Origin of the sequence: Cryptosporangium minutisporangium (assembly GCF_039536245.1) — a bacterium.
Lineage (GTDB): Bacteria > Actinomycetota > Actinomycetes > Mycobacteriales > Cryptosporangiaceae > Cryptosporangium > Cryptosporangium minutisporangium.
Map to the genome: position 1 here is coordinate 59,297 of NZ_BAAAYN010000040.1, position 14,425 is coordinate 73,721.

Annotated in this window: 16 protein-coding genes; 8 read left to right on the forward strand and 8 right to left on the reverse strand. The window is 72.8% G+C overall.

What is annotated here, in order from left to right:
* Nucleotides 1–96: 96 nt before the first annotated feature.
* The 4 genes from ABEB28_RS28285 to ABEB28_RS28300 form a co-directional block, all read right to left on the reverse strand.
* Entirely contained in the window at nt 97–678 is a 582-nt protein-coding gene (locus ABEB28_RS28285) for a dihydrofolate reductase family protein (RefSeq protein WP_345731275.1), read from the reverse strand.
* 66 nt (nt 679–744) lie between these two features.
* Entirely contained in the window at nt 745–1,605 is an 861-nt protein-coding gene (locus ABEB28_RS28290; protein WP_345731276.1) for a helix-turn-helix domain-containing protein, read from the reverse strand.
* 23 nt (nt 1,606–1,628) lie between these two features.
* Entirely contained in the window at nt 1,629–2,861 is a 1,233-nt protein-coding gene (locus ABEB28_RS28295) for a GNAT family N-acetyltransferase (RefSeq protein ID WP_345731277.1), read from the reverse strand.
* A gap of 141 nt (nt 2,862–3,002) precedes the next feature.
* Nucleotides 3,003–3,380 carry a hypothetical protein gene (locus ABEB28_RS28300; protein ID WP_345731278.1) on the reverse strand — a complete coding sequence of 126 codons (378 nt, stop codon included), beginning with the start codon at nt 3,378–3,380 and terminating at the stop codon, nt 3,003–3,005.
* A gap of 285 nt (nt 3,381–3,665) precedes the next feature.
* On the opposite strand from ABEB28_RS28300, the gene ABEB28_RS28305 reads away from it, so the two are divergent.
* Nucleotides 3,666–4,280, forward strand: a complete 615-nt coding sequence (locus tag ABEB28_RS28305) for a TetR/AcrR family transcriptional regulator (protein WP_345731279.1) — start codon at nt 3,666–3,668, stop codon at nt 4,278–4,280.
* Between the two features lie 19 nt (nt 4,281–4,299).
* On the opposite strand, the gene ABEB28_RS28310 is transcribed toward ABEB28_RS28305, so the two are convergent.
* Nucleotides 4,300–5,136: an SRPBCC family protein gene (locus tag ABEB28_RS28310; protein ID WP_345731280.1), complete on the reverse strand. Its 837-nt coding sequence runs from the start codon at nt 5,134–5,136 to the stop codon at nt 4,300–4,302.
* 131 nt (nt 5,137–5,267) lie between these two features.
* Here ABEB28_RS28310 and ABEB28_RS28315 point away from each other — a divergent pair, with 131 nt between their 5' ends.
* Entirely contained in the window at nt 5,268–5,864 is a 597-nt protein-coding gene (locus ABEB28_RS28315) for a pyridoxamine 5'-phosphate oxidase family protein (RefSeq protein WP_345731281.1), read from the forward strand.
* A 113-nt stretch (nt 5,865–5,977) separates the two neighbouring features.
* Here the strand turns inward: ABEB28_RS28315 and ABEB28_RS28320 are convergent, their stop codons facing one another.
* Entirely contained in the window at nt 5,978–7,150 is a 1,173-nt protein-coding gene (locus ABEB28_RS28320; protein ID WP_345731282.1) for an MFS transporter, read from the reverse strand.
* A 234-nt stretch (nt 7,151–7,384) separates the two neighbouring features.
* Between ABEB28_RS28320 and rsgA the strand changes: the two genes are divergently transcribed.
* Entirely contained in the window at nt 7,385–8,431 is a 1,047-nt protein-coding gene (gene rsgA, locus ABEB28_RS28325) for a ribosome small subunit-dependent GTPase A (protein WP_345731283.1), read from the forward strand.
* Between the two features lie 310 nt (nt 8,432–8,741).
* Nucleotides 8,742–10,685, forward strand: a complete 1,944-nt coding sequence (locus ABEB28_RS28330; RefSeq protein WP_345731284.1) for an ABC transporter ATP-binding protein — start codon at nt 8,742–8,744, stop codon at nt 10,683–10,685.
* Between the two features lie 52 nt (nt 10,686–10,737).
* Here the strand turns inward: ABEB28_RS28330 and ABEB28_RS28335 are convergent, their stop codons facing one another.
* Nucleotides 10,738–11,250, reverse strand: coding sequence for a DUF6624 domain-containing protein (locus tag ABEB28_RS28335; protein WP_376981076.1), 513 nt, complete (start codon nt 11,248–11,250; stop codon nt 10,738–10,740).
* Between the two features lie 299 nt (nt 11,251–11,549).
* Between ABEB28_RS28335 and ABEB28_RS28340 the strand changes: the two genes are divergently transcribed.
* Entirely contained in the window at nt 11,550–12,044 is a 495-nt protein-coding gene (locus ABEB28_RS28340; protein WP_345731285.1) for a hypothetical protein, read from the forward strand.
* A 24-nt stretch (nt 12,045–12,068) separates the two neighbouring features.
* On the opposite strand, the gene ABEB28_RS28345 is transcribed toward ABEB28_RS28340, so the two are convergent.
* Nucleotides 12,069–13,109: a GlxA family transcriptional regulator gene (locus ABEB28_RS28345; RefSeq protein WP_345731286.1), complete on the reverse strand. Its 1,041-nt coding sequence runs from the start codon at nt 13,107–13,109 to the stop codon at nt 12,069–12,071.
* Nucleotides 13,110–13,207: 98 nt separating this feature from the next.
* On the opposite strand from ABEB28_RS28345, the gene ABEB28_RS28350 reads away from it, so the two are divergent.
* The 3 genes from ABEB28_RS28350 (at nt 13,208) to ABEB28_RS28360 (ending at nt 14,424) form a co-directional block, all read left to right on the forward strand.
* A complete protein-coding gene (locus ABEB28_RS28350) occupies nt 13,208–13,780 on the forward strand; it encodes a dihydrofolate reductase family protein (protein WP_345731287.1) in 573 nt (190 codons plus the stop codon).
* 78 nt (nt 13,781–13,858) lie between these two features.
* Nucleotides 13,859–14,137 carry a hypothetical protein gene (locus ABEB28_RS28355; RefSeq protein WP_345731288.1) on the forward strand — a complete coding sequence of 93 codons (279 nt, stop codon included), beginning with the start codon at nt 13,859–13,861 and terminating at the stop codon, nt 14,135–14,137.
* Complete coding sequence (locus ABEB28_RS28360; protein ID WP_345731289.1) at nt 14,134–14,424, forward strand: ribbon-helix-helix domain-containing protein; 291 nt, start codon at nt 14,134–14,136, stop codon at nt 14,422–14,424. Before ABEB28_RS28355 ends, ABEB28_RS28360 begins: the two co-directional genes overlap by 4 nt.
* The last annotated feature ends 1 nt before the right edge of the window (nt 14,425 follow it).

Sequence of the window (14,425 nt, forward strand, 5' to 3'; positions counted from 1 at the left end):
CTCTCCCCCGTCACCCAACCGGAGCGCGTGCGGCGATCGCCAGTCCATTTACGCCGGTAGTGGCTGGTCGCCCTGTGGCCGGGGTCTCAGTCGCGGTCAACGGCGCACCCGATAGCGCAGGTGAAGCACCCGGTTGCTCTGAATCACCACGTCAGGATCCTCCAGCAGGTGCTGCGCGTGGACCGACCCGAAGTAGCGCTTGCCGGACCCGAACACGACGGGTACGACGTCCATGCGCACCTCGTCGACCAGACCCGCGGCAAGCGCCTGGCCACCGACGTCGCCGGCGGCGACCTCGACGATGCGGTCACCGGCGAGTTGCTGCGCCGTGGCCACGGCCGCCTCGACGCCGTCGACGAAGTGGAACGGTGCCTCGGGGTCCCAGCCCTCGGGCGCTGGCCGGTGGGTCACGACGACCACGTGGTCGATCCCGCTCGGAGGCTTCCCGTCCCAGCCGTCGGTCAGGTCGAAGACGTGGCGGCCGGCGATCGTCACCCCGATCTGGTCCCAGTACGGCCGGGTGTAGTCGTAGGACGTCTGCGACACCTTCACGAAGCCGCTGTCGTCCAACGGGACGTCACCGCTGGACAACCAGTCGAACAGCGGTCCGGGCTGGTCGTTGTCGTCGGCGATGAAACCGTCCACCGATACCGTGCTGTACAGGACCACCGTGCCCACGGGACTCTCCTCTGCTTCGGGGTGCCCCGAAGTTAGCGTGTCGTGGGCTGTCGCTCTTGTACGAAATCAATCGGCAGGCAACGGCCAGCCGTCGAACGCGTGGCCGGGGTGTTCGCGCAGGAACCGCCGCCGGGCTTCGACGTACCGGGTCGGCGTGAGCCCGGTGAACGCCCGGAACTCGTGGCCGAAGTGGGCCTGGTCGAAGTAGCCTGCGCCACCGGCGAGGTCGGCCCAGTCGATCGGTCCGGCGGGGTCGATCGCGAACACGAGGGCGGCGAAGCGGTGCGTGCGGGCCAGCCGCTTCGGCGGAACGCCGATGAGCTCCTTGAACCGCTGCGCCAGATGAGTGCTGCTGACACCGGCTGCCACGCTCAGGTCGCCGATCGTCACCGCTCCGCTGGTCGCCGCGATGACGCTGCTCAGATGGCGGACCAGCCCCAGGCCGGCGGTTTCGCGCAGCCGTCGCATCAGCTCCTCCTCGAGAAGCGTCAGCATCTCCTGCGGTGCGTCCGCCGTTGCCAGCTGGTCTCGCAGCTCCGCAACTGCCGCCCGGCCCCACACCTGCTCTATCGTCACCGGCCGGTCACACAGCTCGGCCGCGGGCATCGGCAGGAACGGCGCCAGCCCCCACGGCTTGACGTGCGCGCCGACGGACCGGGTCGGGACCGGGTAGCTGAACTCCCACGCGCGGGTGGGCATGGTGACCACGCAGCCGTCGGCGTACTCTGCCGGCTCGATCTGGGCCGTTTCGATGTCGGTGCCGGCGCGGATGCGGAACGGCGCCCCGAGGTTGACGACGAGCAACGCCGACGGCGCCGGCGGCAGGGTCAGCCGGGCGTACGGCGGCGCGCCCTCCAGGTAATAGAGGTCGTCGATCAGCCCGTCCAACGGCGGTCGCGGCGCTCTGGACACGTACTCCACGCCCACAGCATCGCCGATCCCCAGTGGGCTCAGTACACCGGGAAGGCCGCTCCCCCGGGATAGAACGGTTCCCGTTCGCCGCGGAACGCCGCCGCGCAGCGGCTCACCCCGCCGGGCCGCAGCTCCTCGACGCGACCGGCCGCGGCGAGGGTGGCGAGGCTGGTGCCGCCGAGGAACACCGCGCCGAGCTCGGCGGCGGAGAGCCGCACGTCGGCCGGGGCGCGGGTGGGTTCGCAGGTGACGCCGGTGTGGTCGGCGGCGAGGTGGTAGCGGCCGGTGTTCCACGGGCAGAACCGGTCGGTGACGTCGAGGACGACGTCGACCGGAACGACGTAGGCGCGGGCCGCCAGCGCGCGTTCGACGTCGACGAGCCGGACGTGGAGCTGGTCGTGGACGGTGGCGGTGACCGCCCGCGCTTCGAACAGCAGGTGCGGCAGCGGCTCGTCGAGCGCGGCGTTGCCTTCCACCTCCGGGTGCAGGTCCAGGTCGAGCAGGTAGCGCCAGAGCGCGGCGTGGGCGGCCGGAGCGGCGGCGGCGAGCTCGACGAGCTGGACGGCGGGGTGGCGCAGCCGGTACAGCGCATACCCGTCGGGGGTGCCGTCCGGGGCGTCGTGGACCACGAGGCGAAGGGCGGTGGCGCCGTCGCGTTCGTGTTCGGGGTCGTCCAGGCGGGTGTGCCAGAACTGCTCCGTGCGGTCGGTCCAGCCGACGGTGGTGCGGCGGACGGCGTCGTAGATCTGCGCGAGCAGCGGCCGGGCGTCGGCGGGCTGGACCCGCCGGACGGTGCCGGTGATCGGCGGGACGTCCGGTCCGAACGCGGCGCTGCGGCTGTCGACGGTCAGTCGGAGCCGGGAGCCGGCGATGCCGTAGCCGAAGCGTCCGTAGATCGCGGCTTCGGCGGCGGCGAGCACGGCGATCGGCTCGGCGCCGGTCTCGTGCAGTGTGGTGAGCTGCCGCCGGGTCAGCGCGGTGAGGATGCCGCGGCGCCGGTGGGTGGCGGCGACGCCGACCCAGTTGACGGCGGCGATCGGGGTCGGGCGGCCGCCGGGCAGCGTGAGCAGGCGGCGGTAGGAGCCCGTGCCGCCGACCGGCTGGTCGCCGTCGAACGCCCCGAGCATCCGGGGCAAGTCGGAGCCGACGACCGCGCGGACGGCCTCCACGTCACGGTCGGTGTAGTCCTGGCCCCAGGTGTCGGCGACCATGCGCAGCCAGTCGGCGAACTCGTCCGGTTGGATCGTCCTCATCGGGTACGCGTCGATCACCTGACAGTTTGTACCGTCTGCGGCGTCGTGCCCGCGCACCGGTCCGGACAGAGCACCGGCCCCATCGGACGCTGGGGGGCGTTCGATGGGGCCGGCGGGCAAGGTCGGCAGGGGTTAAGCCGACCTCGGGCTCTTCAGCGGTCAGTCACACTCGGCGCGGAGCACCCAGACACCGCGGTAGTGCCAGCCGCCGCGCTCCCACGAGCGGTGGAACGGCGAACCCCACTGGCCGCGCCAGTTGCCCCGGTAGCCGGTGCGGACGAAGTCGCAGTCGTAGTCCTCCCAGTAGCCGCGGTACTCGCCGACTCGGCCGGCCCAGTTGCACTGCCGGTAGCTGCGGAAGACTCCGACGACCTGGTCCTCGTCGCCGTTCCAGCCCCAGCCGTTCGAGCTGATCCGGCCGTCGTGGTTGGCGGGAGCCGCCGCCTGGGCGGTCCCCCCGAGACCGACGACCGCACCGCCGGTGACGGCGAGACCCGCCAGCGCCAGAGCGGCTCCGCGTGCTGTCTTAGATGCCATGTATGTCCCTCCTCAAGATGTATCGGGCAGGGAGTACGAAAGCACGCTAGATGTGAGTTTTGTGAGAAAACCTCGGGCCAACCGGCGGCGTGGCGCGCGCCACGCCCGAGTAATACCCGTACGGGGGAGGCTCGATTTCCGACGTTCAGCCAGTCACTTACCGGATCTTCGTCTCCACAGTGGGCAAATCGCCACTCCGTCACTCCTGGTGTCGAACCGAACCGGAGTGACCGGACGTACCAGTGAGAAAGGGATGGGCTGGGACCGGACGGAGGCGCGGAGCAGATGCCGAAACGGGTGGACCACCAGCAACGGCGGCGGGAGATCGCGGATGCGCTGCTCCGTGTCGTCGGCGTCCAGGGCCTGCACGGCATGAGCCTGCGGGAGGTGGCCGCCGAGGCCGGCGTCTCGCTACGCCTGGTCCAGTACTACTTCCCCAGCAAGGAGCAGCTGCTGCTGTTCACCGCCGCTTATCTCACGCGCCGGCTGTCCGAACAGGTCACCAGCCGGGTGGCGGCCGCCGGCCCGGCGCCGCCACCGCGCACGGTCATCGAGGCGACGCTGGCCGCGCTGCTCCCCACCGATCCGGACACCCGCCGGTTCCACCTCGCCCACGCGGCGTTCGCCGTGCTGGCGATGACCGACTCCACGATCGCCGCGCAGGCCGTCCTCGCCGGCCCGGACGCCCGGGAAGAGATCCTGGTCGAGGCGTTGCGGACCGTGCTGCGGCCACCGGCGGACCCGCGCGCGGAGGCCGCCGGCCTGCTGGCGCTGTCCGCCGGGCTGGCCACCAGCGTGCTCGGTGGTGCGCGCAGCGTCGACGAGGCGCTCGGCGAGTTGCCGCACCACCTCGACCGGCTGCTGCCGGCCCGTGCGCCGGTGCAGGTCGCCGGCTGGTGAGCGCGCGCGTGCCGTGCGGTCAGCCGCGCAGCTGCGCGGCGAGCGTGTCCAGCCGGTCGCGGGCGGCCCGGTAAGCCTGCTCCGCGGCCACGTCGGACGTCGTCGGCCCGGCCACCGTCAGCACGGCCCGCGCGCCGCCGGGGCCCGGTGCGAGCTCCCAGCCGACCGTCGCGTTCGGATCGTCACCCCATCCGTACCGCAGCGACGCCGGCTCGTCGGTCTCCGCATCGCGCGCCGGAGGCAACCCGTCGAGCAGCGCGCCCTCGCGGACGGCCCGGTCCGGCCCGGACAGCTGCGTCCACACGTCGGCCGGCGGCTTGGTCAGCTGGCGGACGAACCGCACCTGCCACCCGGTGCCGGTGGACTCGGTGACGCCCTCCCGCAGCCCGAACGCCTCCACGTAGCGGTCGTGGGTCGCCGCGACCCAGCCCTTGGACGGCTCGTCGGTGGGCTCCCCGGCCAGGCTCGCCGCCAGGACGTCCAGGCAGGCCACCCATCCGGTCGCGAAGCTCGCCGCGCCCGGGCCGTCGTCGAACGTGTGGGTGAGCGTGAGCAGGCAGCCGTCGCCGATCGGCGTGAGCTCCCAGCGCAGCACGTCCTCCTCCCAGCGGAACTCGAAGAGCCGTTCGGGTTCGAACGCGACGACCGTGCCGTCCGACGGCGGTGCCTCCTCCTCCCGGAAGGTGAACGTGAGCTTGCCGCCGGGCTGCAGGTCACCCGTCAGGTCGGCCGGGAACCAGCGGCTGAGCTCGGCCGGGGTGACCAGCGCGCGCCAGACCCGGGCGGGCGGATGGGCCAGCCGGCGCTCGATCCGGAGCACGTACCGACCGGCATCCTGTGTGAGCGTGCCTTCCACCGTGGGCTCCTCACTTCTCGGGGTTATCGGCCCCGAACATAACACTGTGGCTATATGCCGTGGCAAGTATGTACGACCGCTGGGTGAGAACTCGGTTCCACTCTGCGGACGTCTGGGCGGAGGATCGTGGCATGGGAAAGCAGTACGAACGGATCGACGACCGGCTGCGCAGCTTCATCGCGGAGCAGCCGGTGTTCTTCGTCGCGACCGCGCCGCTCGCCGGCGACGGCCACGTCAACCTCTCGCCCAAGGGCCGCTCCGGCTCGCTCGCCGTCCTCGACGAGTACACCGTCGCCTACCTCGACTTCGGCGGCAGCCACGCCGAGACCATCGCCCACCTGCGGGAGAACGGACGCATCACGCTGATGTGGTGCGCGTTCACCGGGCCGCCGACCGTGCTGCGCGTCCACGGCACCGGCGAACCGGTTTTCCGCGACGACCCCCGCTTCCCGGCGCTGGTGGCCACGATGCCCGACGCCGACGCCCCCGAGGTGCGGGCGGTCATCCTGGTCACCGCCGACCGGATCAGCGACAGCTGCGGCTTCGCGGTCCCGCTGATGGACTACCGCGAGGACCGGTCACTGCACGCGGAGTTCTTCGGACGCAAGGGCGAGGAGGGCTTCGCCGCGTACTGCGCGAGCAAGGAGCACAACCGGGCGAGCATCGACGGGCTGCCCGCCGTGCCGCTCCCCCTCCCACCCCGCCCCGCCGCACCCTCACCCACCTGACTCCCTCGCGCCGCCGCCTGCGGGCGGGCCGTGGCGGCTCTTCGGGAAGGCCACCTCTGCGGGCGGGGTGAGAGGTGGTCTTCCCGAAAACGACGTGGCGGCGGTGGCGCGCGTCAGACGGGGGCGGGGAGCGCCTCGGCGCGGCGGCGGCGCGCCCCGGCGGCGGCCAGGTGGATGCCGGCCGCGGGCAGCACGGCGAGCACGCACCCGACCCACAGCGGCGCTCCGCCGTACCGGTCGAGCACCACACCCCCGGCCACCGGCGCGAGCGCGAACCCGAGCCCGCCGGCCAGCCCGTACATGCCTTGGTAGCGGCCCCGGGCAGCGGCCGGCGACAGACCGGCCAGCAGCGTCGCGGTGGCCGGGACCATCGCGATCTCCGCGAGCGTCCACACCACGACCGTGCCGGCGTAGCCCAGCGTGGTGTCGGCGAACGCGGTCAGCCCGAATCCGAGACCCGCGGTCGTGGCCGTCACCGCGAGCAGCCGGGACGGGTCCCGGCCGGTCAGCAGCCGCGGCGCGAACAGCTGCCCGGCGGCGATCAGCGCCGTGTTCACGGCGATGACCAGTCCGAACGAGCGGGCCGGCAGCCCGTCGTCGGCCATCGAGAGCGGCAGCGCGGTCAGGTGCTGACCGAAGATCAGCGTGATGAGGAACCCGGTCGCGCACAGGCTGAGGAACACCGGGTCGCGGGCGGGTGTCTCGCCCCGGCCGGTGGGTGCGGGCGCGGCGGGCCGGGTCTCCGGCACGGTGAGCGCCACCAGCGCGGCCCCGGCGAGGCTGGTGGCCGCGTCGACCGCGAACACCAGCCGCAGGTCGACGCCGAGCAGCAGGCCACCGCCGAGCGCGGCCGCGCCGTTGGCCAGGTTCTGCGCCCAGTACAGCAGGCTGAACGCGCGCAGCCGCCCGGACGCGGGCACGACGTCGACGGCGACCGCGGCGAGCGCCGGCTCGTGCAGCCCGCGGGTGGCCCCGACCGCGAACGCCGCCGCGACGATCAGCGCCACCGGCCGGGACGCACCGAGCGCGGCCAGCGCCGCGGCGTTGCCCAGCAGCCCGGTGAGCAGCGTCGGACGGCGTCCCCAGCGGTCGGCGAGGTGCCCGCCGAGCAGCGCACCGGCCATCGACCCGAAGCCCGTCGCGCTCATCACCAGGCCGACCGCGGCGGGGCTGAGGTTCCGCTCGGTCGCCAGGTAGAACGCGAGCAGGAACACCACGACCGAACCGGCCCGGTTGATCACCTGGACGGTCCAGACACTCCAGTACGGCCGCGGCAGCGGTGGCATGCCCGGGAGAATCCCACCGGTTAATTCGCGTGCGGTCCGAATTTGCACCCGGTAGCGTGCTGTCGCGCAGGAAGTTCGGACCTGGACGGGATCGGAGGTGTGGGGTATGGCCGCCGCTGTGGTTGACGCTGCCCTGCGCAGCGTCCGGCCGTCCCTCGTCCTTCCGGCTGCCGACTGACGATCCCGCGTCCCCGCGGGCACCTCGGCGCCACTGTCCCGTAAAGGGTTCCTGCGTTGTCTTCTTCTCTTGAGTTTTTCGGTTGGGATTCCACCTGGGCGGACGCGTTCGCGCCGCACGCCGCTGGTGGGCTGACTCCGGGCCGGGTCGTCCGCGTCGACCGCGGCCAGTGTGATGTGGTGACCGCGGCCTCACCGGTGGGTGCCGTGGTGCGCGCGGAGTTCACCCGGATGGACGTGTGTACCGGCGACTGGGTCGCGCTCTCCGGCCAGTACGTGCACGCGGTACTGCCGCGCCGGACCGCGCTGGTCCGCGCCGCCGCGTCCGGGCTCTCCCACGGTCAGGTGCTCGCCGCCAACGTCGACGTGGTCGCGATCGTGGTGCCGTGCACGGTCGACGTCGACCTCGGCCGCGCCGAACGTCTGCTCGCGCTGGCCTGGGAGAGCGGCGCCCGGCCCGTCGTGGTGCTCACCAAGGCCGACGCCTGCCCGGACGTCGCCCGGGTGCACGAGCAGGTCGCCGGTGTCGCGGTCGGGGCCGACGTCGTCGCGGTGAGCGCCGTGCGCGGTGACGGGCTCGACGCGCTGGACGGGGAGCTGACCGGCACCGTCGTCCTGGTCGGACAATCCGGGGTCGGCAAGTCCACCCTGGCCACGGCGCTGACCGGGGTCGACTTGGCGGTCCAGGACGTCCGTCACGTCGACGGCAAGGGCCGGCACACCACGGTCCGCCGCGAGCTGATCCCGCTGCGCGGTGGGCGGGGCGTGCTGATCGACACCCCCGGCCTGCGCGGCGTCGGCCTGTTCGACGCCGAGGAAGGGCTGAGCCGGGCGTTCGCCGACATCGACGCGCTCGCCGCGGACTGCCGGTTCAGCGACTGCGCGCACGGCAGCGAGCCGGGCTGCGCGGTCCGGGCCGCGATCGACGCCGGAACGCTGCCGGCCCGGCGCCTGGACAGTTACCAGAAGCTCGTCCGGGAGAACGAGTGGGCGGCGGCCCGCACCGACGCGCGGCTGCGGGCCGAGCGCCGAGCCCGGGAGCGCACGTTCCACCGCCAGATGCGGGGCCATTTCAACCGCCCGGGCCGTGGACGGACGCGTTGACGTGCTCTGGTTCGCGATCCGCCGGGCGGTGGCCGCGGCCGGCAACGATGCCGCCGGCCATGGAGCCGCCGACCGCCGAACCGCACACCGCGGGCCCACCCGGCGGAGCGCGGGCGACTTTTTGTCGGTGGCCGGCGGTAGCGTCCGCATGCTTCCGCGAAGCGGGTGCGGTGGTGCCTTCGAGGAGGAGGCACCACCGCACCGACCTCCCGAAGGTTGACCTGCTGCGCTCCCTTGACCTGAAGGGCGCTTCAACTCCTACCGTTCCGAGCACCGGGCACGTCGGCCGCGACTTCGAGGATGACAAACCATGAGCATGGAGATGACGGCGTGGAACTCGCTGTACCACGCGATGCACGCGAGTGAAGATCGAAGGCCGTTCTCGCTGGCCACGCTGCGGCGCATCGGCGGGTTCGCCCGTCCGCACCGCCGGCTGCTCACGCTGTTCCTCGCGTTGTCGGTCGTCGGTGCGCTGCTGGCGGTCGCCACCCCGGTGCTGGCCGGGCGGGTCGTCGACGCGATCGTCAGCGGTGAGCAGACCGGTGTGGTCGGGCGGCTCGCGGCGCTGATCGCGGTGATCGCCGTCGCCGAGGCCGCGCTGAGCCTCGGCACCCGGTGGCTCTCGGCGAGCATCGGCGAGGGCCTCATCCTCCACCTGCGCACCGCCGTGTTCGACCACGTCCAGCGGATGCCGATCGCGTTCTTCACCCGCACCCGCACCGGTGCGCTGGTGAGCCGGCTCAACAACGACGTCATCGGGGCGCAGCGCGCGTTCAGCGACACGCTCTCCGGCGTTGTCGGCAACCTGGTGACGCTGGTCCTGACGCTGGTCGTGATGCTCGGCATCTCTTGGCAGATCACGCTGCTGGCGCTGGTGCTGCTGCCGGTCTTCGTGCTCCCGGCGCGCCGGATGGGCCGCCGCCTGGCGCGGATGGAGCGGGAAGCCGCGAACCACAACGCGGTGATGAGCACCCAGATGACCGAGCGGTTCTCCGCGCCCGGCGCGACGCTCGTCAAGCTCTACGGCCGGCCGCACCGGGAGTCCGCCGCGTTCGCCGACCGAGCCGGGCGAGTGCGGGACATCGGCGTACGCACCGCGATGGTGCAGTCGGTGTTCATCACCGCGCTGACGCTGGTCTCCGCGCTCGCGCTCGCGGTGGTCTACGGCCTGGGCGGGTTCTACGCGCTGCGCGGACAGCTCGACCCCGGCGCGGTGGTGGCGATGGCGCTGCTGCTCACCCGCCTGTACGCCCCGCTGACCGCGCTCGCCAGTGCCCGGGTCGAGGTGATGACCGCGCTGGTCAGCTTCGAGCGGGTCTTCGAGGTGCTCGACCTGCCGCCGCTGATCACCGAGAAGCCCGGCGCGCGGCCGGTGCCCGACGGTCCGGTGTCGGTCGAGTTCGACCAGGTGCGGTTCAGCTACCCCTCGGCCGACAAGGTGTCGCTGGCGTCGCTGGAGGAGGTCGCGACGCTCGACACCCGGGGCGGCGCCGAGGTGCTGCACGACATCTCGTTCACGGTCGACGCCGGGAAGATGGTCGCGCTGGTCGGCTCCTCCGGCGCCGGGAAGTCGACGATCGCGCAGCTGATCCCGCGGCTCTACGACGTCGACAGCGGCGCGGTGCGCTTGGCGGGCGCTGACGTGCGCGACCTGACCACTGAGTCGGTGCGCGACACGCTCGGCCTGGTCACCCAGGACGGGCACCTGTTCCACGAGTCGATCCGGGAGAACCTGCTGCTGGCCCGTCCGGACGCCACCGACGCCGAGGTGTGGGACGCACTGGAGCGTGCCCGGCTGGGTGATCTGGTGGCGGCGCTGCCGGACGGACTGGAGACCGTCGTCGGGGAACGCGGCTACCGGCTCTCCGGCGGTGAGCGTCAGCGCCTCACGATCGCCAGGCTGCTGCTCGCACGGCCGCGCGTCGTCATCCTGGACGAGGCGACCGCGCATCTGGACTCCACGTCCGAGGCGGCGGTGCAGGCGGCACTCGCGGAGGCCCTCGACGGGCGTACCGCGGTGGTGATCGCGCACCGGCTGTCCACGGTGCGGGCCGCCGACCAGATCCTCGTGGTCGAGGCGGGCCGGATCGTCGAGCGCGGCACCCACCCCGAGCTGCTGGCTCTCGATGGTCGCTACGCCGAGCTGCACCGCACCCAGTTCGCCACCCAGGACGCCACCCCGTCCGGCGAGCAGGACACGACCGACACGGACAGCGCCGACCGCACCCCGGTCACGCCCGCCCCGGTCGGCTGACCTGCCGATCGGCCGCCCCGCGACCTGACTGCCCCCGGCCGGCCGGGGGCAGTCAGGTCTGGGGCGCGTGGGCAGCGACGTGCTCGGCGAAGGACGCGAGGCCGACCTCGGCGCGGAGTTCGTCCATCCGCTCCGGGTCGGCCACCGGCCACGGCACCGGCGCCCCGTCGACCACACCGGCGATCTGCGTGCCGTAGATCTGCGGCCGGCCCTCGTTCACCCGCACCCGGTCGCGCAGCATCGCCAGGTCCCGCGGCGAGCCCTCACCCGCGGCGACCGCCTCCTCCAGCAGCGCCAGCGCCCGCCGCTGCACATCCAGCTGCCGGTCGGCGTGCATCGCGATCTTCCACGCGCAGCGTGCCGCTTCCTCCCCGACCAGCCCTGCGGTCGGCCACCCGTGCCGCGCCATGATCTCGGCGAGCCGGTCGCCGTGGGCCGCGGTCACCCGTCGCCACTCCAGCTGACGGCCGAAGCTCTCGGTGTCCAGGCCGTAGGGCGTCAGCTCCGTGTCGGCCGCGGCCATCGCGATCAACGCCGCCGCCAGTTCCCGTACCTGCTCCGCCACGCGGTTCTCCCGTCTCCCCGTCGTTTCTCTGCGCACGGACGCCGCTGGGCGGCGGCCGCGGCGTGCGACCGCCGCCCGGCGGCGCCGCGGACACCGTAGGCAGGAGTCACGGTCCCCGGCGTCCTTCCCCGGTCCGATGACGCCGGCCTCGGCGGACGCGATACTGAGAACAGTCGCCGAGCCGCTCCCCGGCCGCTGACATCGACGAGCACATCCACCCCGGCGCTGGCGAGAATCCGGCGGCGTGCGGCGTTCCTGCCACTTCTGGCGCGTCCGTCCCGTCCCTAGCGTCGGGATCCGTGAATGCCGCCTTCTTCCTCAGCCTGCACGTGCTCGCTGCGATCCTCACGATCGGACCGGTCGCCGTCGCGGCCAGCATGTTCCCCCGCTACCTCCGGTCGGCCGGGAGCGATCCGCACGCCGTGACGGTCCTGCGCACCCTGCACCGGATCTGCCGCGTCTACACGGTCATCGGGCTCACCGTTCCGGCGTTCGGGCTGGCGACGGCCGTGGCGCTCGGCGTGCTCACCGACGCGTGGCTACTCACGTCGATCGCGCTGACCGCGATCGCGGCCGGCGTACTCGCGCTGGTGGTGCTGCCCGGTCAGGCCGCAGCCCTCTCCGGTTGCACCCCCGACCACGCTGCCGCCTCACTCTCCACCGGAGGTACAGCCACCCTGGCCCCGAACAGGTCCGCGGCACGGCTCGGGGCGGCGACCGGCGTCTTCAACCTGCTGTGGGCTGTCGTGGTCGTCCTGATGATCGTCCGCCCGGGCTCGACGACCGGCGTCTGAGCGGATCGGGCGGAGCGGTGTGCGTCACGGCCGGGTATAGGTCGCCGAAACGCACAACGCTCCGGCGGCTAGGGCTCCGGCGACCGGGGCTCCGCCGCGCGGGGCGCTGGCGATTTCGGCGCCGCGGAAGGACGCGCGGTACGCCGCGGGGCTCACCCCGACGAGACGCTTGAAGCGCTCGCGGAACGTGCTCGGCGAGGTGAACCCGGTCTGCGCGGCGATCCACTCCACCGGATGCGCGGTCGTCTCCAGCAGGTGCTGCGCCCGCCGCAGCCGGACCCGGGTCAGCCACTGCTGCGGCGTCGTGCCGGTCTGCTCCCGGAAGCGGCGGTTGAGCGTCCGGGTGCTCAGCGCCGCGTGCCGCGCGATGCGGTCCAGCGTCAGCTCGTCCGCGAGGTTCTGCTCCATCCAGGTCAGCAGCGGCCGGAGCGAGACGCCGTCGGGGGCGGGTGGCTCGTGGGCGATGAACTGGGCCTGCCCGCCGTCGCGCTCCAGCGGCGTCACCGAGTGCCGGGCCGCGTCCGCGGCGACCGCCGCTCCGTAGTCCCGCCGCACCAGGTGCAGGCACAGATCGAGCCCCGCCGCGGCGCCGGCCGAGGTCAGGATCTGCCCGTTGTCGACGTAGAGAACGTGCGGGTCGACCTCGATCGCCGGGTAGCGGGCGGCCAGCTCGGCGGTGCCCAGCCAGTGGGTGGTCGCCCGCAGCCCGTTGAGCAACCCGGTGGCGGCCAGCGTGAACGCGCCCACGCACACCGATGCGATCCGGGTTCCGCGCGCGGCGGCGGCCCGGAGCGCGTCCACGACCTCGGCCGGGACCGACGCGTCGTCGTCGGCGACGCCCGGCACGATGATCGTGTCGGTCTCGGTGAGATCCGCGAGCGTCGCCAGGCCGTGCCGGACCCGGATCGTGAACGGCCCGGCGCTCACCTCGTCGGCCGGGCCGCACACCACGACGCGATAGCCGGGTGATCCGTCGGCCAGCCGGACCCAGCCGAAGACGTCGGTCGGGACGGCGAGGTCGAACGGAACGACGTGGTCCAGCGCGATCACCGCCACCGTATGCATGGCGAGAACCTACCTCACCGCCGGATTCCGGCCAGCCGAACGGGTCGGGCCTGTCCAACCGGGTTGCGCGGGCCCGCCGACCTCGCTACGCCTGAGCCATGCCGCGAAAGCTGGTACTGAAGATGTCCATTTCGCTCGACGGCTACGTAGGGAGGAACGACGGCGACGTCGAGTGGATCTTTCCGAGCATCGACGAGGAACTGCAGGATTGGATGGTCGATCTGCTCGGCCAGGCCGGTGCCCACCTGATGGGCCGGATCACCTACGGCGACATGGCCGGCTACTGGCCGGACTCCGACGAGCCCTACGCCGCCCCGATGAACGACATCCCGAAGGTGGTGTTCTCCCGGACCCTGAAGGAGGGGACGTGGCCGGAGACCACCGTGGTCCGCGGTGACCTCGCCACCGAGGTGAACCGCCTGAAGGGCGAGGACGGCGACGACCTGCTCGCGCACGGCGGCGCCGGGTTCGCCCGGGCGTTGATCCAGCGCGGTCTGGTCGACCAATACCGGCTGGTCATCCACCCGGTCGCGCTCGGCTCCGGCCTTCCGCTCTTCACCACGCCGACCGACCTCACGCTGGTCAGTTCGGAGCCGTTCCCGGGCGGGGCGATGGCCGTCACCTACGCACCGGCGAGCACGAACGTGGCCGAGGGCGGTCCCGCGCGCTAGGTCCGTCGGCATCCGGGCGCCGGCGGCGCTACTAGCCCCCGGTCAGCCCGGGTGTTTACACTCGTCTACGTTCAGTCCGTGGACGAGACCTACCGGTTCGACGAGCGTTCCTACGACGCCCTCGACGCCGCCGGAGTCGGCTGGCAGGCGGCCCTGCAGGTGCTTCGCGCACCGCGCCGGGTCCGTCAGCACGTCGGCGCGGTGCTCCGGGTAGCCGCCGCGACCCGTGACGGCCGATGGGTGGCCGTGGCGCTGGTCGAGGAGGAGCCCGACCAGTACCTAGTGGTCTCGGCCCGCGAGTTGGACGGCGACGAGGTGCGCCTGGTCGCCGGCATGCTCGGAAGGAGCGAGGAATGAGCCGGGACGACGCGATGAAGGCGCTGGCCAGCGCCGATTGGTCCGGTGCGGCGGTCGAGACGGTGGACCGCCCGTCGACCGTGGTGCACTCCACCCGGTTGCCGGCCGCGCTCTCCGAGCAGCTGGAGGCCGAGGCCGCGCGCCGCAACCTCACCCCGTCCGCGCTGATCCGTGAGTACGTCGAGGCGGGCCTGACGCAGCTCACCGCGTCCGGCGACGCGACGGTCACGGTCCGCCTGGCCGACCTGCACCGCGCGATCGACCAGATCGCCCGCAACGTGGCCTGAG